19 protein-coding genes and 1 pseudogene are annotated in these 17,800 nt (G+C 74.2%); 10 read left to right on the forward strand and 10 right to left on the reverse strand.

What is annotated here, in order from left to right:
- Nucleotides 1-103 precede the first annotated feature (103 nt).
- Nucleotides 104-298 carry a ferredoxin gene (locus tag MUU72_RS27705; RefSeq protein WP_248016148.1) on the reverse strand — a complete coding sequence of 65 codons (195 nt, stop codon included), beginning with the start codon at nt 296-298 and terminating at the stop codon, nt 104-106.
- 58 nt (nt 299-356) lie between these two features.
- Nucleotides 357-1,568: a cytochrome P450 gene (locus MUU72_RS27710; RefSeq protein ID WP_248016149.1), complete on the reverse strand. Its 1,212-nt coding sequence runs from the start codon at nt 1,566-1,568 to the stop codon at nt 357-359.
- Nucleotides 1,569-1,763: 195 nt separating this feature from the next.
- Here MUU72_RS27710 and MUU72_RS27715 point away from each other — a divergent pair, with 195 nt between their 5' ends.
- On the forward strand, nt 1,764-2,261 hold the full coding sequence (locus MUU72_RS27715; protein WP_248016150.1) for a MarR family winged helix-turn-helix transcriptional regulator: 498 nt from the start codon (nt 1,764-1,766) through the stop codon (nt 2,259-2,261).
- Nucleotides 2,262-2,282: 21 nt separating this feature from the next.
- On the opposite strand, the gene MUU72_RS27720 is transcribed toward MUU72_RS27715, so the two are convergent.
- The 3 genes from MUU72_RS27720 to MUU72_RS27730 form a co-directional block, all read right to left on the reverse strand.
- Complete coding sequence (locus MUU72_RS27720) at nt 2,283-3,461, reverse strand: flotillin family protein (RefSeq protein WP_248016151.1); 1,179 nt, start codon at nt 3,459-3,461, stop codon at nt 2,283-2,285.
- 11 nt (nt 3,462-3,472) lie between these two features.
- Nucleotides 3,473-3,724 carry an NfeD C-terminal domain-containing protein gene (locus tag MUU72_RS27725; RefSeq protein ID WP_248016152.1) on the reverse strand — a complete coding sequence of 84 codons (252 nt, stop codon included), beginning with the start codon at nt 3,722-3,724 and terminating at the stop codon, nt 3,473-3,475.
- Between the two features lie 176 nt (nt 3,725-3,900).
- Nucleotides 3,901-5,283: an MFS transporter gene (locus tag MUU72_RS27730; RefSeq protein ID WP_282504776.1), complete on the reverse strand. Its 1,383-nt coding sequence runs from the start codon at nt 5,281-5,283 to the stop codon at nt 3,901-3,903.
- A 263-nt stretch (nt 5,284-5,546) separates the two neighbouring features.
- On the opposite strand from MUU72_RS27730, the gene MUU72_RS27735 reads away from it, so the two are divergent.
- Nucleotides 5,547-6,368, forward strand: coding sequence for a helix-turn-helix transcriptional regulator (locus tag MUU72_RS27735; RefSeq protein ID WP_248016154.1), 822 nt, complete (start codon nt 5,547-5,549; stop codon nt 6,366-6,368).
- Here the strand turns inward: MUU72_RS27735 and MUU72_RS27740 are convergent.
- On the reverse strand, nt 6,263-7,261 hold the full coding sequence (locus MUU72_RS27740) for a methyltransferase domain-containing protein (RefSeq protein WP_248016155.1): 999 nt from the start codon (nt 7,259-7,261) through the stop codon (nt 6,263-6,265). The genes MUU72_RS27735 and MUU72_RS27740 overlap by 106 nt on opposite strands.
- A 265-nt stretch (nt 7,262-7,526) precedes the next feature.
- Here MUU72_RS27740 and pdxR point away from each other — a divergent pair, with 265 nt between their 5' ends.
- Nucleotides 7,527-9,023 (forward strand): MocR-like pyridoxine biosynthesis transcription factor PdxR, encoded by a 1,497-nt coding sequence (pdxR, locus tag MUU72_RS27745; RefSeq protein WP_282504767.1) that lies wholly within the window; start codon nt 7,527-7,529, stop codon nt 9,021-9,023.
- A 78-nt stretch (nt 9,024-9,101) separates the two neighbouring features.
- On the opposite strand, the gene MUU72_RS27750 is transcribed toward pdxR, so the two are convergent.
- On the reverse strand, nt 9,102-9,572 hold the full coding sequence (locus MUU72_RS27750) for a nuclear transport factor 2 family protein (protein ID WP_248016156.1): 471 nt from the start codon (nt 9,570-9,572) through the stop codon (nt 9,102-9,104).
- 114 nt (nt 9,573-9,686) lie between these two features.
- On the opposite strand from MUU72_RS27750, the gene MUU72_RS27755 reads away from it, so the two are divergent.
- From MUU72_RS27755 to MUU72_RS35720, 4 genes and pseudogenes are all read left to right on the forward strand, one after another.
- On the forward strand, nt 9,687-10,289 hold the full coding sequence (locus tag MUU72_RS27755) for a TetR/AcrR family transcriptional regulator (protein WP_248016157.1): 603 nt from the start codon (nt 9,687-9,689) through the stop codon (nt 10,287-10,289).
- 271 nt (nt 10,290-10,560) lie between these two features.
- Nucleotides 10,561-10,842, forward strand: a complete 282-nt coding sequence (locus MUU72_RS27760) for a hypothetical protein (RefSeq protein ID WP_248016158.1) — start codon at nt 10,561-10,563, stop codon at nt 10,840-10,842.
- Nucleotides 10,842-11,207 carry a hypothetical protein gene (locus MUU72_RS27765; RefSeq protein ID WP_248016159.1) on the forward strand — a complete coding sequence of 122 codons (366 nt, stop codon included), beginning with the start codon at nt 10,842-10,844 and terminating at the stop codon, nt 11,205-11,207. The genes MUU72_RS27760 and MUU72_RS27765 overlap by 1 nt, the downstream gene beginning before the upstream one ends.
- 128 nt (nt 11,208-11,335) lie before the next feature.
- Nucleotides 11,336-11,467 (forward strand): annotated as a pseudogene (locus MUU72_RS35720) (hypothetical protein); the annotation flags it as partial.
- Between the two features lie 77 nt (nt 11,468-11,544).
- Here the strand turns inward: MUU72_RS35720 and rocD are convergent.
- The 3 genes from rocD to MUU72_RS27785 form a co-directional block, all read right to left on the reverse strand.
- Nucleotides 11,545-12,777: an ornithine--oxo-acid transaminase gene (rocD, locus tag MUU72_RS27775; RefSeq protein ID WP_248016160.1), complete on the reverse strand. Its 1,233-nt coding sequence runs from the start codon at nt 12,775-12,777 to the stop codon at nt 11,545-11,547.
- A complete protein-coding gene (locus tag MUU72_RS27780) occupies nt 12,774-13,742 on the reverse strand; it encodes a dimethylarginine dimethylaminohydrolase family protein (RefSeq protein ID WP_248016161.1) in 969 nt (322 codons plus the stop codon). The genes rocD and MUU72_RS27780 overlap by 4 nt, the downstream gene beginning before the upstream one ends.
- A 159-nt stretch (nt 13,743-13,901) precedes the next feature.
- On the reverse strand, nt 13,902-14,462 hold the full coding sequence (locus MUU72_RS27785) for an Lrp/AsnC family transcriptional regulator (protein ID WP_248016162.1): 561 nt from the start codon (nt 14,460-14,462) through the stop codon (nt 13,902-13,904).
- 250 nt (nt 14,463-14,712) lie between these two features.
- On the opposite strand from MUU72_RS27785, the gene MUU72_RS27790 reads away from it, so the two are divergent.
- The 3 genes from MUU72_RS27790 to MUU72_RS27800 all read left to right on the forward strand — a co-directional run bounded on the left by MUU72_RS27790 (nt 14,713) and on the right by MUU72_RS27800 (nt 17,759).
- A complete protein-coding gene (locus tag MUU72_RS27790) occupies nt 14,713-15,612 on the forward strand; it encodes a GntR family transcriptional regulator (protein WP_372503266.1) in 900 nt (299 codons plus the stop codon).
- Nucleotides 15,609-17,126: an MFS transporter gene (locus tag MUU72_RS27795; protein WP_248016163.1), complete on the forward strand. Its 1,518-nt coding sequence runs from the start codon at nt 15,609-15,611 to the stop codon at nt 17,124-17,126. Before MUU72_RS27790 ends, MUU72_RS27795 begins: the two co-directional genes overlap by 4 nt.
- A 114-nt stretch (nt 17,127-17,240) precedes the next feature.
- Nucleotides 17,241-17,759, forward strand: coding sequence for an RICIN domain-containing protein (locus MUU72_RS27800; RefSeq protein WP_248016164.1), 519 nt, complete (start codon nt 17,241-17,243; stop codon nt 17,757-17,759).
- Nucleotides 17,760-17,800 lie beyond the last annotated feature (41 nt).

The raw sequence follows: 17,800 nt of genomic DNA on the forward strand, positions 1-17,800 counted from the left end.
ACCTATGACCGCTGTGCCTACCACTGGCGGGACCACCTTCGAACGCGGCGCGGCCCGGCCCCGCGGGGAGTGCGGGGCCGGGCCGCGGGATGCCGGGGGCCGGTCAGTCGGCGACCGTTATCGCGGCGGCGGGGCAGATGGCCGCCGCCTCGCGGACCGCGTCGTGGAGCGCGGCGGGCGGCTCGGGGTCGAGGACGACCACGATGCCGTCCTCCTCCCGCTGGTCGAAGACGTCCGGTGCGGCCAGCACGCAGCTGCCGGCGCCGCAGCACTTCTCCTGGTCGGCCTGGATGCGCATGGTTCTCCCAAGGGGTGCGGTACGTAAGGGGGTTGTGTGCCCGGTGGTGCTCGCGGTTCTACCAGGCGACCGGCAGGGAGTGCACCCCGTAGATCGCCATGTCGCCGCGGAACGGGATCTCCTCGTAGGGCACCGCCAGCCGCAGGTCCGGCAGCCGGCGGAAGAGGGTCTCGACGGCGATCTGGAGCTCCACCCGGGCCAGCGGCTGGCCCAGGCACTGGTGGACGCCGAAGCCGAACGCGACGTGGCGGCGGGCGTCCCGGGCCACGTCGAGGGCGTCGCCGCCGGGGAAGACCGCGTCGTCGCGGTTGGCGTGGCCGATCATGCACAGCACGCCCTCGCCGGCCCGGATGGTGCGGTCGCCGACGACCACGTCCTCGGTGGCGAGGCGCGGGACGCCGTTGTGCACGATCGTCAGATACCGCAGCAGCTCCTCGACGGCGCCCTTGACGAGCGCGGGCTCGGCGCGCAGCCGGGCGAGCTGGGCGGGGTTGCGCAGCAGCGCGAGGGTGGACAGCGCGGTCATGTTGGCGGTGGTCTCGTGCCCGGCGATCAGCAGCAGGCGGCCCATCGTGGCGATGTCACCGTCGGCCAGTTCGCCGCGGGCGACCAGGCGGCTGACGATGCCGTCGTCCGGCGTCTCCCGCTTGGCCCGGGCCAGCCGGGTCAGGTACTCCAGCAGCTCGTCCTGGGCGGCCCGGACCTCCTCGGGCGTGGAGCGCAGCGAGAGCAGGATCCGGCTGCGCTCCTGGAAGAAGTCGTGGTCGTCGTAGGGCACGCCGAGCAGCAGGCAGATCACCAGGGACGGCAGCGGCAGGGCGAAGTCGGTGACCAGGTCGGCGGAGGTGCGGCCGGCGGTCATCCGGTCGAGCAGGTCATCGGCCAGGCGCTGCACCTCGGGGCGCATCGCCTCGACCTTCTTGACCATGAAGTCGGCGGTCAGCATCCGGCGCAGCCGGGCGTGCTGCGGGTCGTCCATGCGCAGGAAGGTCGGCTTCCCGGCGACCACCTCGCGGGCCCCGGCGGTCAGGAACGGGAAGCCGGGGCGCTGGGCGTCGGCGCTGAAGCGCGGGTCGCCGAGGACCGCGCGGACGTCCTCGTGGCGGGTCACCAGCCAGCAGGAGGTGCCGTCCCACAAGGTTGCGCGGGTGACCGGTTCGCCGCGGGCGGCATCGGTGATGCCGGGAGCCGGGTCGAAGGGGCAGCCCGGGGCGCGGGTGGCCGGGAGGGTGAGGGGGGTGGGGGGTGCGGTGCGTTGTGCGGTCGTCATGCGGCCGGTCCTTCCGCCTGCGTTTAGTTACCTAACTTAAGCAACTAACATGCACGCTAACGCAGTTGCGGCGGAGGAGGGAAGGGCGGAGCCCGGCCGCCCGGAGGTTGGCTCAAACCGAACGGGGCGCGGGCGCGTCGGATCCTGGTACGGAGCGCGGCCGATCCGGGGAGTACCGCCCGCTACAGTTCCCCCATGCCGGACCCCGTACCCGACCAGGACGCCACCGCCGCACTGCACAAAGTGCTGGCCACGCTGTCCTATCTGCTCACCCGCTCGCGGGCGCACGAGCACCAGGCCAGCCAGGCGGGCATCACGGCCGGCCGTTCCGACCTCTACCTCCTGATGGCGCTGGAGGACAGCGGCGGGGTCAGCCGGGTCGGCGACCTGGCGGCCCAGATGATGGTCGAACCGCCCCACGTCACCCGGCAGATCGGCCAGTTGGAGGCCCAGGACCTGGTCGAGCGGACCCCGGACGAACTGGACCGGCGGGCCCGCCGGGTCGCGATCACCCCGCACGGCAAGGCCGTCCTGGAGAGCTTCCAGGAGGCCCGGCTGGCCGGTCTGCGGCAGGCCCTGAGCGACTTCGACGAGGCCGAACTGCACACCACCCGGGCCGTCCTGGACCGCCTGGTGCGCTACGTCCGCGACAAACACGCCGAGGTGCCGCGCGGACGGGGGCGGGGAGCGTAACCCCCGCGCCCCCGGGCGCCGTTACTCGATCTCGACGCGGCCGCCGCGGGCCGCACCGGAGCCGTTGCCGCCGGCCGGCGACCCGGCGGAGCCGGCCGCGCCGTCGGCGGAACCGGGCGGCGGGGTGCCGAGGTTGCGGCGGACCGAGTCCAGGATCGTCAGGCCCTGCCCGACCAGGCCGGCGGCGATCTCGCCCAGGCCGTCGGTGCCGTTGAGGACGTTGACGTTCGCGCCGGAGAGGCCGGCCGCGGCCTCCTTGACGATCTGCGGGAGCTGGTCGATCAGCATCCGGTCCAGCGCCACCCGGTCGTACGAGGCGGCCGCCTCGGCCTGGATCTTCATCCGCTCGGCCTCGGCCAGCGCCAGCAGCCGGATCCGCTCGGACTCCGCCTCCGCGGGCTTGACCACCTCGGCGACCAGCTCCTGCTGGCGCAGCCGGGCCCGCCGCTCGGCCAACTCGGTCTGCGCGGCGAGGACTTCCTGCTGGGCGTGGGCCTGGGCGAGCGGGCCGGCCTGGGACGCCTGGGCCTGGGCGCGGTCCACCTCGGCGGAGTACTCGGCCTGCACGACGGCGGTCTGCCGCTGGTACTCGGCCTGGTTGCGGGCGGCCTCCTGCTGGGCCTCGACGGCCGCCTGGGTGGCCTGCGCCTGGGCGATCTGGGCCTGGCGCTGGATGGCGGCCTTGTGCGGGGCGGACATCGCCTCGATGTAGCCGGTGTCGCCGTCGTCGATGGACTGGATCTGCAACGAGTCCACGATCAGGCCGATCTTGGCCATCTCGGTCTTGGACGTCTCCAGCACCTCGGTGGCCAGCTTCTGCCGCTCGGTGACGATCTCCTCGACCGTCATCGAGCCGATGATGGACCGCAGGTGGCCGGCGAAGATCCGGCCGGTCAGCACCGACATCTGGTCCTGGTCGGAGAGGAACCGCTGCGCGGCGTTGACCACGCTCTCGGTGTCGTTGCCGACCTTGAACGCGATCACCGCGCGGACCGTCAGCGCGATGCCCTGGCGGGTCACGCAGGTCTCGGCGACCTCCGCCTCGCACATCGCCAGGGTCAGGAAGCGGACCTTGCGGAAGACCGGGAGCACGAACTTGCCATGGCCGGTGACCACGCGGAACGGTGCGCCGCCGTGGCCACGCCTGCCACCCGAGATCAGCATGGCCTGATCGGGGGCGGGAACGCGGTAACCCAACATCGTCTGTCTCCTCAACCGGCGTCGCCGGCATCGCCGGGCGGCGCGTCCAACGGATCAGCCCACTCCATGACGTCGACCTGACGCGTGCCCCGGGAGTCGATCACGAGCACGGTCGCCCCCACCGGAAGGGGCTCGGCGGACCAGGCGAGGAAGGCCTCCGAGCCACCCCGGATCCGCACCAGGACCTCACCGGGTCCGGCAGCGCCGCGCGTACCGATCAGCAGCACACCGGTGCAGCCGACCACAGCGTCATCCCGGGCCATCGACCGCTGCCCTCCCCCGTTGCGTTCCTGGGATCCGACCATAGCGCTCCGGCGCGCGGGGGCCTACGCCGGGAGGACGGCGAGTTGGCGTGCCGCCGGGGTGGTGCCCGGCGGACCCGGCCGGGGCCCGCGCGGGGCCCCGGCCGGGCGGCCCCCGGGAGCGCGGCGCCGGTGCCTCAGCCGCGCCGGGCCGCCGGGTCGGGGAGGAACGGCAGCGCCGCGGCGACCAGCGCGGCCAGCCCGCCGGTCGCGGTCAGGGCGCAGGCCAGCGCGTGCCCGTAGGCGGCCACGCCGTGGTGCCCGGCCGGGCCCAGGGCGCCGTAGAAGACGGCGCCGACGACGGCCACCCCGACCGCGCCCCCGACCTGCTGGCAGGTGGCGAGCACACCGGAGGCCATACCGGCGTCCTCGGGCCGGACGGCGGCGAGGACCGCGTTCAGCAGCGGGGTGACCAGCAGGCCGTTGCCGGCGCCGACCAGGACCAGGGTGCCCACCAGGTCCCAGGCGGTCAGCGCGGGCCCGGCCCCGGCGGCCAGCACCGCGGTCGCGCCGAACCCGAGGAGGACGAGCAGGGCGCCGGCCTGGAGGACCCGCCGCCCGTACCGGGCCAGCCGCCCGGCCAGCAGGCTCGCGGCGAGGAACACCACCGCGAACGGCGTGTAGAACAGCCCGGCACCGAGCGCGTCCTGGCCGAGCCCGTCCTGGAGGGTGAGCGAGAAGACCAGGAAGAAGGAGTTGATGCCCCCGTAGGCCAGCAGCACCAGGACCGTGCCGACCGCGACCGGCCGGGTGCGGAACAGCCGCAGCCGCACCAGCGGCGCCCCGCCGGCCGCCGCCACCCGCCGCTCCACGAGGGCGAACGCCCACAGCGCCGGCACCACGGCGGCCAGGCCGGCCCACGCCCACCAGGGCCAGCCCGCGGACCGGCCCTCCACCAGGGGCACCACCAGCAGGCCGAGCGCCACGGTCAGCACCCCGGCACCGGCCAGATCGGGCCGGTGCGCCTGCGGGGCGCGCGACTCGGGCACGTACCGGGCGGTGAGCGCGACCGCCGCCGCGCCCACCGGCACGTTGATCCAGAACACCGGCCGCCAGGACGACCCGAAGAGGTCCGCGGCGACCAGGACGCCGCCGAGCAGCTGCCCGGCCGCCCCGGCGACCCCGATGACCGCGCCCAGCACGCCGAACGCCCGGGCCCGCCGCGGCTCCGGTACCAGCACCCGCAGCAGCGCCAGGACCTGCGGGAACATCGCCGCGGCGGCGAGCCCCTGGACCAGCCGGGCGGCGATCAGCGCGCCCGCCCCGGGCGCCAGCGCACAGCCCGCGGAGGCGACCGTGAACAGCGCCATCCCGTACTGGAACAGCCGCTTGCGGCCGTAGCGGTCGCCGAGCCGGGCGCCGGTGACCAGGGCGATGGCGTAGGTGAGCTGGTAGCCGGCCAGGACCAGCTGGACGTCGGCGTCGGAGGCGTGCAGGTCCGCCTGGACGGCGGGCGCCGCGACCAGGACGACGAAGGTGTCCAGGACCGCCATGAAGGCCCCGGTGAGGATCAGCGCCAGGGCGCCCCGGGGGGCCGCGGGTGCCGGACCGGCGCCTCCGGGGGGCGCGGCGGACGGGCCGGGGAGCGGGGGCGGAGGGGCGGCGGGACGCGGGGCCGGAGCGGTCCGCGCCGCCCCGGAAGGACGCGACGGTCGCGATGTCTGAGCCATGCGGCCACGCTCGCGCAGGCCCCAACGCCCGTACAGAGACCGCTTATGCTGGTGTTTCCGCTACCACCGACCGCGCGCCCGGCCGCCCGCGGACGCCGCCACCGGGAGAGTCCATGGCCGACCAGGACCGGCGGCGCGCCCTCGCGGAGTTCCTGCGCGCGCGCCGCGAACGCGTCACCCCGCAGGACGCCGGCATCCTGCCCGGCCCCCGGCGGCGGACCCCGGGGCTGCGCCGCGAGGAGGTCGCCCAGCTCTCCGGTGTCAGCGTCACCTGGTACACCTGGTTGGAACAGGCCCGCGACATCGGCGTCAGCCGCCAGGTGCTGGCCGCACTGGCCCGCGCCCTGATGCTCAGCTCCGTCGAACAGCGCCACCTGTACGCGCTCGCCGGCGAACTCCCCCCGGCGCAGCCGCCCGGCCCCGGCCCCGGCCCGGCCCTCCAGCGCCTCGTGGACGCGCTCGACCCGCACCCGGCCTACCTCCTCGACGCCAACTGGGACCTCGTCGCCTGGAACCGCGCCGAGGCCGGTCTGATCGGCGACCCGGCCCTGCTGGCCCCCGGCGAGCGCAACCTGCTGTGGCTGGTCTTCACCGACCCCGCGATGCGGACGCTGCTGGCCGACTGGGAGGGGCAGGCGCGGGACCTCGTCGCCCAGTTCCGCGCCGACGCCGGCGAGCGGTTCGACGACCCGCGGCGCCACCGCCTCACCCGCGAACTGGCCGCCCGCAGCCCGGAGTTCGACGCCTGGTGGCGGGCCCACCACCTCGCCGCGCTCACCGGCACCCGGCGCACCTTCCACCACCCCCGGGCCGGCGACCTGACCTTCGACTACGTCAAGCTCGCCGCCCTGGACGCCCCCGGCGTCAAACTCTTCGCCTGCATGCCGGCCGACCCGGGGACGCGGGCGCGGCTGGGGACGCTGGTGGCGGAGTGAGGGGCGGGGCGTTCGGGGCCGGGGTGCGGCGCCACGGCAACGGCCTTGAAGAACGTGTAGTGGAAGCTGCCGCCGGGCTCCGCGGCGCGCCGTAGGTCGGCCAGGCCGCGGTCCCAGCCGCCGGGGGTGGTCAGTCCGGCGGCCAGCGCCTCGTCCCGCAGGGACTCGACCATGGCGATGAAGGTGCGCCGGGTGAACCCGTCGACGAGCCCGGGGCGGCTCCCGTCGGCGTAGACGGTGCGCGGCCGGACGTCGACCTCCGCATACCCCGCCGCCCGGAGCAGCGCGTACAACTCCCGTCCCACCAGCGCGTTTCCGCCGGCCGCCGCCTGGAGCCGGATCTGGTGCCCGACGAGCGCGCGGGCCGCCGGGCTGTCCGGGTGGAAGACCACCGAGCCGTGGTCGCCCTCGATGGCGGTGAGGGTGCCGCCGGGCCGCAGCACGCGGCGCAACTCGGCCAGTACGCGCGCCGGTTCGGCGAGGTGCTCCAGGACGAAGCACACGAAGACGTGGTCGAAGGAGGCGTCGGAGAAGGGGAGGCGCCGCAGATCGGCGCACTGCCAGCGGACGGCGTCCCCGGCGTGCGGGACCTGCGCGTTCAGCCGGCCGCGAGCCTGCGCGAGGGAGTCCGCCGCACGGTCCACGGCGACGATCCGGGCGCCCGGACTGCTCGCCACCAGGTGCACGGTCTGCGCCCCGACGCCGCAGCCGGCCTCCAGCACCCGGCTCCCGGGCGGGTAGGCGGTCCCGGCGTGCAGCAGCGCGGCGAGCGTGTCGGCCTGATCGCCGAGGCGGCGCGCCTCGTGGGGCGCGTAGCCGTGGAGGTAGACGGGGGAAGAGGGACGGGGTGATCGGGCCGGTGCCGGGGGTGGGGTCGGCTGGTGCGTGTTCATGGGACAACGGTGGCGGGAGAATGGCTCGGTGGACAGGTCCAAAGACGGTCCGGCCGAGGGGTCCATTCGGGGCCGGGCCGGGGCGACGAGCGCTTCCGTTTCGCTTTCCGGTTCCGGGGCGGGTGCGGGGTCGGGTTCGGGTTTGGCTTCGGGGTCAGCTTCCACTTCGGCTTGCCCTTCTGACCCGGCTTTCGCTTCCGAAATAGCTTCCGCTTCTGCTTCGGCTTCCGATCCAGCTTCCGCTTCCGGCTCGGACTTCCTCCAGTTGAGGATCGCGGACGCGCCTCCCGGCGGACGGTCGGACTGGCTGGCCGGTGAGCTGCGGCGGGCGATCGCCGACGGCCGGCTGCCGGTCGGCAGCCGGCTGCCCGCGACCCGGGTGCTCGCCGCCGACCTGCGGGTCTCGCGCGGCCTGGTCACCGAGGCGTACCAACGGCTCCGCGAGGACGGGCAGGTGGCCGGCCGGGGGCGGGGCGGAACGGTGGTGGTCGCGGCGCCGGTGACGGCGGGACCGGGGCCGGGGGGAGGGCGCGCCCCGGTGGCCCCTCCCGCCCCACCGGCCACCCCGCCCCCTGCCCCACCCGTCCCGCTGGCCGTTCCCTTCACCACCCCTCCCGGCAGCGACCTCTACGACACCCTGCGCGCGGCCCCCGCACGGATCGACCTCTCGCCCGGCCTGCCCGACCTGGCCTCGTTCCCGCGCGCCGCCTGGCTGCGCGCCGAACGCGCCGTCCTGGGCGCGCTCCCCGCCGCGTCCCTCGGCTACGGCGACCCGCGGGGCACGCCGGAACTGCGCCAGGCCGTCGTCCACTGGCTGGCCCGCAACCGCGGTATCCGGGCCGCCCCCGACGACGTCGTGATCGTCGCCGGTACGGCCCAGGCGCTCGGCCTGATCACCCAGGTCCTGCACCGCGCCGGCATCACCGGGATCGCCGTGGAGGACCCCGGTTCGCTCGGCGCCCGCCAGCACCTCCGGCACTGGGGGGCGGACACCCCGCCGGTCCCGGTGGACGCGGACGGCATACGGGTCGACGCGCTGCGGGCGAGCGGCGCGCGGGCCGTCCTGCTCACCCCGGCCCACCAGTTCCCGACCGGGGTGGTGCTCGGCGGGTCCCGCCGTCGCGCGCTGCTCGGCTGGGCGGCCGCGACCGGCGGCCTGATCATCGAGGACGACTACGACGCCGAGCACCGCTACGACCGGCCGCCGGTCCCGGCCCTGCGCTCCCTCCTCGCCGACCGGGTCTGGTACGCGGGCAGCGTCTCCAAACTGCTCGCGCCCGCCCTGCGGGTGGGCTGGCTGCTCGCCCCGCCCCGCTACCGGGACGCCCTGGTGGACGCCAAACGGTTCGCCGACCTCGGCAACGCGGTGCTGCCGCAGCTCGTCCTGGCCCACTTGATGGAGTCCGGTGAACTGGAGCGCCTCGTCCGCCAGGTGCGCCGGCGCCACCGGGTCCGCCGGGACGCCGTGACCGCGGCCGTGCGACGGCACCTCCCGCAGGCCACGGTGCACGGGGCGGCGGCCGGCCTGCACCTGATGATCTCCTTCCCGCCGACCGCCCCGCCCGACACCGCACTGGCCGCCGCCGCCCTGGCCCGCGGCGTCAAGACCCACCCCCTCACCTGGCACACCCAGCGCCCCTACGGGCGCCCCGGCCTGGTCCTCGGCTACGCGGCCCGCACCCCCGGCGAACTGGCGGACGGCGTCGCCCTGCTCGGCGAGGCCCTGAGGGAGGCGGGGACGGGGGCGGGGCCCACGGCGTAACGGCCGCGCCGGCCACCGACCGCCACCCCCCTCACCGGACCCTCACCGGAAGGGAACCGGGGCCACCTCACCGGACCCTCACCGGAAGGGGACCCCGTCCCCTCCCGCCCCTCCCGCCCCCTTCTCCCGCGGCCCGAAGATCCGCCGCTCACCGGCCCCGATCCGCACGTCGTGGATGCCCGCCTCCCGCCGCCGCATCAGCCCCGACGCGTCGAACTCCCACAGCTCGTTCCCGTAACTCCGCCACCACTGGCCCGCCACGTCCCGGCTCTCGTACTGGAACCGCACCGCGATGCGGTTCCCGGAGTACGACCACAGCTCCTTGCGCAGCGCGTAGTCCAGCTCCCGCGCCCACTTCTGCCGCAGGAACGCCACGATCTCGGCGCGGCCGGTGAGGAAGGTGTCGCGGTTCCGCCAGACCGAGTCCTCGGTGTAGGCGAGGGCGACGCGCTCGGGGTCCCGGGTGTTCCAGGCGTCCTCCGCGGCCTGGACCTTCTGCCGCGCGCCGGGCTCGTCGAACGGCGGGAACGGGGGGCGGGGCGCTGACATGGCACGACTCCTGACTGCGGGGTGGGGCAGGGACGCGGGAACACCGGGAGAACGATCGTTCTCCCGCCCCCGGCTATCGTAGAGAACGATCGTTCTCCCCGGAAGGCGGCCCCCGTGACGGACCACGACGACGTACGCGCGCGCATCCTCGACGCGGCCGAGAAGCTTTTCTACGAGCGCGGCATCCAGGCCGTCGGCATGGACCGGCTCCGCACCGCCGCCGGCGTCTCCCTCAAGCGCCTCTACGCCACGTTCCCCGCCAAACAGGACCTCGTCACCGCGTATCTGCACCGCCGCGACACCCGCTGGCGCGCCGACCTGGCCACCTACGTCGACGCCCACACCCCGCGGGACGCACCCGCTCCGGAGGCCGCCACCGCCCGCATACGGGCCGTCTTCGACTGGCTGGCCGCCTGGTTCGCCACCCCGGACTACCGCGGCTGCGCCTTCCTCAACGCCCACGGTGAACTGGGCGCCGTCTCCCCGGACATCGCCCGGGCCGCCCGCGCCCACAAACAAGCCCTCCGCTCCTACCTCACCGACCTCGTACGCCCCTTGGGCCACCCCCACCCCGCCCAACTCGCCGCGCAGCTCGCCCTCCTGATCGACGGTGCCCTCACCGACGCCGCGGTATCCGGCGATCCGTCCGCCGCCACCACCGCCCGCACAGCAGTCGAAACCCTCCTCGCCGCACCGCGGCCGATCCCTCACCCTTGAACGAAAAAGTAACTCCCGGCCGGTTTATTGGCGGAGCTCGCCCGACGGCATTGTCAGTGCCGTATGCGAAAGTGGATCCAGCGCAGGGGAGAGGAGCCGGTCCGAGCCGGGCCGGGGGAAACGGAAACGGGGGAGGGCTCGCCATGTCTTTGGCGGACGAGCTGGCGGCGTTCCACGAAGGGCGATTGAATCCGGCCGCGCTGATCGGTGAATTCCGGCGCACGGCCGTGATACTCCCGGTCGTCGACTTGCGGATCAGCTGCGTCGTGAGTTGGCCAGTTCGCCGTTCCGGGAAGATGGTTTTCTGACGGATGAGGCGATCCGCTTTTCTGAAGTCATTCAAACCGTGGACAAGATGGGTAATCCAATATTGGTAGGTGAGGGGGGTGTGGGTGGCTTGTTCCGCGAGAATGGAGGAAATGTCGCCGATTGGGGTAAGTATGCAAGTGAGCGGTATGCCAGCCCTCAAGAGCCTTTCGAGGTTCATTTCTATCGCAACAAGGTCACGGGGGAGATCCTCCTGTTTGACTACAAGATCAAGTTTGGAGGTTGATGGCGATGAAGGTTCGGTTTGTCGGTGAGGGTTCCTGGGGTGATGTGGTGACGCAGGGTGCCAGTTCGCTGAGGCAAGGGAAAGAATATGTGGTCCTGGAGATTTATTCGCAGGCCGATGGGCAAAACTTGCTGCGCGTAGAAAGCGCCCCTGGGAAACTTCCCGGGCTGTTCGATTCGCGACTTTTCGATGTTGTGGATTCCGGCGTCCCGAAGGCGTGGAAGGTTTTCATTAACGAGCATGGCGGGGTTTCGGTCTGCCCTGAACCCTGGAATGAACTGGGCTTCTGGGAGGGTGTGATGGACGGCGAGCCGTGGGCAGTTGACGTATACCGGCGTGAGAAATCCAAAATTGAACTCGGGTGAGTGTTTCCTGGGTGTTCCGGGGGTGGCGACTCGCGTGTAATGAAGCGATATCCTTGCAGGATAATTTAACTTTCGCCGAGGAGTGCCCTGATGCGGCGATGGCGAAGGAATTTGGACGCCACGACTGAGTGCATCAGCCCGGACGCCACGGCGCCGAGTGGCTCGCGCAAGCCGTCATACAGCGGTGCAGTGGTACTTGCGTCGGGAGGCTCGACAGTCATTCCCACGGCATACCTGTCCGCGAATCCAAGACCCCGCACGGCCCGGAGGTCGTTGTGGTGGCGGGGTCTTGGAGCGCGTTCGTGGACGTCGTGAAGGGCGGCGTGTTCGGGTGCCGTCAGCCCAGTACGCGTCGCAAGGAGGACAGGGCCGATGTCAGTTCGGCCTCCGTGATCGTCAGGGGTGGGGCGAGGCGGATGGTGGAGCCGTGGGTGTCCTTGACGAGGATGCCTTCGGACAGGAGGCGTTCGCTGAGGGTGCGGCCGGTGCCGAGGGCGGGGTCGATGTCGATGCCGGCCCAGAGGCCGCGGGCGCGGAAGGCGGTGACGCCGTTGCCGAGGAGGTCGGTGAGGCCGGCGTGGAGGACCTTGCCGAGGTCGGTGGCGCGGGACTGGTACTCGCCGGTGGCCAGGAGGTCGATCACCGCTGAACCGACCGCCGCGGCAAGGGGGTTGCCGCCGAAGGTGGAGCCGTGCTGGCCGGGGCCGAGGACGGACATGACGTCGCGGCGTCCCACGACGGCGGAGACCGGGATGATGCCGCCGCCGAGGGCCTTGCCGAGGAGGAGCAGGTCCGGGAGGACGCCTTCGTGGTCGACGGCGAGGGTGGTGCCGGTGCGGCCCAGGCCGGACTGGATCTCGTCGGCGATGAAGAGGCAGCCCGCGCGGGTGGTGGCGGCGCGGACGCCGGCGAGGTAGCCGTCGTCGGGGATGAGGACGCCCGCCTCGCCCTGGATGGGTTCGATAAGGACGGCGGCGGTCGTCTCGTCGAGGGCGGCTTCGAGGGCGGGCAGGTCGTTGTACGGGACGGTGCGGAAGCCGGGGGTGTACGGACCGAATCCGGCGCGGGCGTCCTTGTCGTCGGAGAAGCTGACGATGGTGGTGGTGCGGCCGTGGAAGTTGCCGCCGGCCACGACGATGGTGGCCCGGTCGGCGGGGACGCCCTTGACGTCGTAGGCCCATTTGCGGGCGATCTTGATGCCGCTCTCGACGGCCTCGGCGCCGGTGTTCATCGGGAGGACCATGTCCAGGCCGGTGAGGTCGGCCAGCGCGGCGGCGAAACCGGCCAGGCGGTCGTGGTGGAAGGCCCGCGAGGTGAGGGTGAGGGCGTCCAGCTGGCGGTGGGCGGCCTCGATGAGGGCCGGGTGGCGGTGGCCGAAATTGAGCGCCGAGTAGCCGGCCAGCATGTCGAGGTAGCGGCGGCCCTCGACGTCCTCGACCCAGACGCCCTCGGCGCGGGAGATGACGACGGGGAGGGGGTGGTAGTTGTGGGCCAGGACCGGGGCCTCGGCCTTGATGAGGGAGGCCGAGGAACGGGTGGCGGCGGGGCGGGTACCGGTGGGCGCGGTCATGGGCGGAGCTCCTGGGTGCAGCACTTGATGCCGCCGCCGGCCTTGTGGAACTCGGAGAGGTCGACGGGGACGGGGACGTAACCGCGGGCGGCGAGCTGGTCGATGAGGTGCGTCGCCCGGGGTGCGATGAAGACGTGGCGGCCGTCGGAGACGGAGTTGAGGCCGAAGGCGAGGGCGTCGTCGCGGGTGGCGAGGACGGCGTCGGGGAAGAGGCGGCGGAGGACCTGGCGGCTGCCGGGGGAGAACGCCTCGGGGTAGTAGGCGATGTTGGGGGGCGCGGGTGGGGGCGGGGGCGGTGCGGGGTGGCTGCCGGCGGGCCGGGCCCCGACGGCCCCGCCGGCCCCGTCGATCCCGTTGCCCCCGCCGGTCCGGTCGCTCCCGCCGGCCGCCAGACCGTCGTCGAGGACGAAGAGGGCGGTGTCGAGGTGGTAGAAGTGCGGGTCGGTGAGCTGGAGGCCGATCACCGGGGTGCCGAAGAACTCCTGCACCTCGGCGTGCGCCGCGCGCGAGGTGCGGAAGCCGGTGCCGGCGAGCAGGTGGCCGCCGACCGGGACGAGGTCGCCCTCGCCCTCGCACACCGATTCCGGCCGGTAGATGTCGTAGCCGGCGGCCTTGAACCAGATCTCGTACTCGCGGGACTCCGGGCGGCGCTGCGGCGCGTGGAAGAGCGAGCCGAAGGCGCGGCCGCCCACGACGACGGCGGAGTTGGCGGCGAAGACCATGTCGGGCAGGCCGGGCGCCGGCTCGATGGTCTCGGTGGTGTGGCCGTGGTCGCGGTAGGCGCGGAGCAGGTTCTCCCACTGGTGCAGGGCGAGGGCCGGATCGACCTCGGCGCCTTCGTGCATCCAGGGGTTGATGGCGTACTCGACGGCGAAGTGGGTGGGGTGGCACAGGAGGTAGCGCCGGGCGCGGGCGGTGCGGTGCGCCGTGCTCAGGAGCGCGCCGCCGGGCTGGGTGGTGGGCACAGAAAGGGCCTCCGCTTCCTGGGATCCGTTTCCACTGCCCGCGGGTGACGGACCGTCATCGGTCGTCACCGGGGGCAATTCACGGTACGGAGCGGCCGATTCTGGCCACAAGAAATGAATGCTGCGCGGATACGCAGGAATGCTGCCTGTACGGGCCGGTTACCGCTGGTTCGCTGCGCGCCTCTGCGGGTGGGGCAGGCTGCGGGCGCGGTCGGCGGGCCGGGCGGTGGCGGGGGCGCGGTCGGAGGGGTGGCGGGCGCCGGCCTCGGGGCTGTCGGGGAGCAGGTGGGACAGGACCATGTAGCTGATCGTCTTGCGGATGAACGGCTCGGTGCGGATGCGTTCGAGGACCTCCTCGAAGTGCTCGACGTCGGTGGCCCGGACGTGCAGCAGGGCGTCCGCGCCGCCGGTGACGGTCATCGCGGCGGCGATCTCCGGGTGGTTGCGGACCACTTCGGCCAGCCGGCGGGGCGGGGCCGCGCTGTCGCAGTACACCTCCACGTACGCCTCGGTCAGCCAGCCCAGCGCGGCCGGGCGGACGGTGGCGGAGAAGCCGGTGATGACGTTGTTCTCGCGCAGCCGGTCCACCCGGCGTTTGACGGCGGTGGGGGAGAGGCCGATGGCGGTGCCGATCTCCGCGTAGCTCGCCCGGGCGTTCTCGATCAGCGCGGCGACGATCTTGCGGTCCAGCTCGTCGAACGGCGCGGACTTGGTGCTCATGGGCGGCCCTCTCTTCCGACCTGCGCTCCGTCCCTCCAGCGGGCCCGGGATGGAGTCACGGTAACGGGGCGCGGTGGTGGTGCGCGCGGGCGGCGGTGGCGCAGCCCCGGCGCACCGGCGGAAATCCGCAGGTCAGATATCTGCGCAGGTCAGGGTGGGTGGCGTAACGCGGGTGTAACGCCACTCACCTAGCGTCGGGGACCGGCCGCAACGGTGCGGCGGGGGACCGGCGGTGAACGAGGAGGCGGACGTGGCAGCGGAGAGGGACGGGGGCGGGGACGGGCAGGTACCGGTCGCGGGCGGGGACGTGGCGGACGCGGGCGGGACGGGCCGCGCCGCCCGGACCGGCGCCCGCCCCGCCGGCCCCCGCCCCCGGTCCGCCGCCGCCCGCCCCCGCCCCGCCGACGACGGCTCCACCCGGGCCGACCGGGCGCGGCGGGTGGCGCACGTGCTGCGGGGGCAGGTGCTGCGCGGGGCGTTCCCCGGCGGGGTGCTGCCCGACGAGCGGGCGCTGATCGCGGAGTTCGCCACCTCGCGGAACACCGTCCGGGAGGCGCTGGGCCTGCTGCGCGACGAGGGGCTGGTGGAGCGGCGGCGCGGGGTGGGCACGGTCGTCGTCGGGCGGGCGTACGAGCATCCGCTGGGCGAGCTGGCCGGGCTGGCCGAGGTGCTCCAGCGGTACGGGACGGTGGTCAACGAGGTGCGGGCGGCGCGCCCGGTGCGGCCGCCGGCATCGGTGGCGCGGCGGCTGGGCCTGCCGGAGGGCAGCCCGGCGGTCTACCTGGAGCGGCTGCGGCGGGTGGACGGGACGCCGCTCTCGCTGGACTGCACGTACCTCATCCCGGAAGTGGGCGAGCCGCTGCTGGCGCTGGGGCGGGCGCGGCTGGAGAACCGCGATGTGTTCGAACTGATCGAGAACGCGGCCGGGATGCCGCTGGGTTCGGCGGAGGTGTCCGTGCGGGCGGTGGTCGCGGACCCGGCGACCTGCGGGGTGCTGGCGATGCCGGCCGGCGGCGCGGTGCTGGCGGTGGACCGGCTGACGCGGCTGGCGGACGGGCGGCCGGCCGACCTGGAGTTCCTCCACCTGCGCGGGGACCGGCTGACGCTGCGGGCGCGGCTGGACCGGGTCCGGGACGGTGAGCCCGGGTGAACGGCGGGCCGCCGCCGGGGCGTCCGCGGGCGCTGGTGACCTGCGCGATGTGCCTGTGCGTGACGCTGGTGGTCGGGATGGTCTCGGCGGTCAACCTGGCCATTCCGGACCTGTCCGCGGGGCCGCTGCACCCGTCCGCCGGTGCCGTGGTGTGGGTGGTGGACGGCTATGTGGTGGTCTTCGCCTGCCTGCTGGTGCCGGCCGGGGCGGTGGCCGACCGGCGCGGGCGCAAGGGCGTGCTGCTGTGCGGGATGGCGGTCTTCGTCGCCGGTTCGGCGGTGTGCGCGGCGGCGCCGCACGTCGGGGTGCTGATCGCGGGGCGGATGCTGAGCGGGGTGGGGGCGGCGGCGGTGCTGCCCAGCACCCTGGCGCTGCTGGTGGACGGGCTGGCGGACGGGCCGCGGCGGCGGGCGATCGCCGTCTGGGCGGCGATGACCGGGCTCGCCGCGGTGCTGGGCAACGTGGGCGGCGGCGCGGCCATCCAGTACGGGAGCTGGCGGGCGCTGTTCGTGTGCGTGGTGCCGGTGGCCCTGGGGGCGCTGGTGCTGGTCGCGGTGGTCGCGCCGCGGGCGGCACGGCATCCGGGGCCGGTGGCGCCGGTGGCCGCGGTCCTGTTCACCGGGGGGTTCCTGGCGCTGCTGAACGGGATCGTCAGCGGACCGCAGGACGGCTGGCTGAGCCCGTGGGTGCTCGGTTCGCTGGCGGCGGCCGGGCTGCTGCTGGCCGGCTGGGCCCGGCGCGAACTGCGGTCCGCGCGGCCGCTGCTGGACCCCCGGGTGTTCGCCCGGCCCGCCGTGCGGGCGGGGGCGGCCGGGATGGCGGTGCTGTTCCTCGGCATGTTCGGGCTGTTCTACCTCAACGGGCAGTACCTCCAGTACGCCAAGGGCTACGGGCCGTTCGGGGCCGGGGTGCGGCTGCTGCCGATGGCGGCGGCGCTGCTGGCGGGGCCTCGGTGCGGGCTGCTGCTGGAGCGGTGGTGCGGGCGGCGGGGCGCGGTGGCGGGCGGGATGCTCGTCCTGGCCGCCGGGCTGGCCACCGTCTCGGCGGCCGACGCCACCACGCCGTACGCGCTGTACGCCGCCGGGGCCGGGCTGACCGCGCTGGGCTGCGGGACCGCGACCCCGCTGCTCTCGCACGCGATGATGGCCGCGCTTCCGCCGGAGCAGGCCGGGGTGGGCTCCGGACTCCAGAGCCTGACCCGGGAGTCGGGCAGCGCGCTGGGGATCGCGGTGACCGGGACGCTGACCGCCGCGGTGTTCACCGCCCGGCTCCCGGAGCCGCTGGCCGGGCCGGACGCGCCCACGACCGTCGCGGCGGCCCAGGCGGCGCTGCGGGGGCTGCCGGGTGGCGGGGCCGGGCTGCGGACGGCGGTGGTGACCGCGTTCACGGACGGGCTGCATGTCGCGACGCTGGTGCTGGCGGCGGGGGTGGCGGTGGCGGCCGGGGCGGTCTTCCGGTGGATGCCGCGGGAGGCGGAGGGCGTACGGGTGCCCGGGCGACGCCCGAACGTCTAACCCACACGAGGTAATCGGGCGGGCGCCGGGAGTGGGGCCGGCGTGCCGCGGACAGATCGGAGGGCGGCCTTCCGGAAGGGCCGGGAGGACCACGAGGAACCAGGAGGGGACCCCATGCGCCGTCGCAACGCCGTGCTCGCCGCTGCCGCCGCCGCGCTGCTGGCCCTGGCGCCGCTGACCGGTTCGGCCCAGGCCGCCAGACCGGACGCGGCCGCCGCGCGGATGCAGGAGGGCCGGTACCTGATCGTCAATGAGAATCCCGAGGCCGGGAAGCTGGACTTCTCGCCCCTCACGATCCCGGTCTACCCGCCGATCTTCTTCATCGTCGGCTCACACAACAAGGACCTCAAGGAGCAGTGGACGGTGAGGCCGGCCGGCAACGGCGCCTTCACCATCAACTCCACGACCCACCCGGACGCGGCCTGGTCCCGTCGCGGGGACACCATCGTCGCCTCCGAGGGCAGCCGGAGCCAGTTCGCCATCGAGCCGGCGGGTGAGGGGACGTACCGGATCCACTCGCCCAACGAGGACGCGGTGGCCACCCTGAACGAGTCGGGGCGGGAGCAGCTCCACGTGGAGCCGGCGAACGGCGCGGCCTCCCAGCGGTGGCGGTTCGTGCGCGTCGGGGAGTGACGGGGCGGGGCGCGCCCGGCCGGAGCGGGCGCGCCCCACCG

It is taken from the genome of Streptomyces rhizoryzae, from assembly GCF_023155275.1.
Taxonomy (GTDB): domain Bacteria; phylum Actinomycetota; class Actinomycetes; order Streptomycetales; family Streptomycetaceae; genus Streptomyces; species Streptomyces rhizoryzae.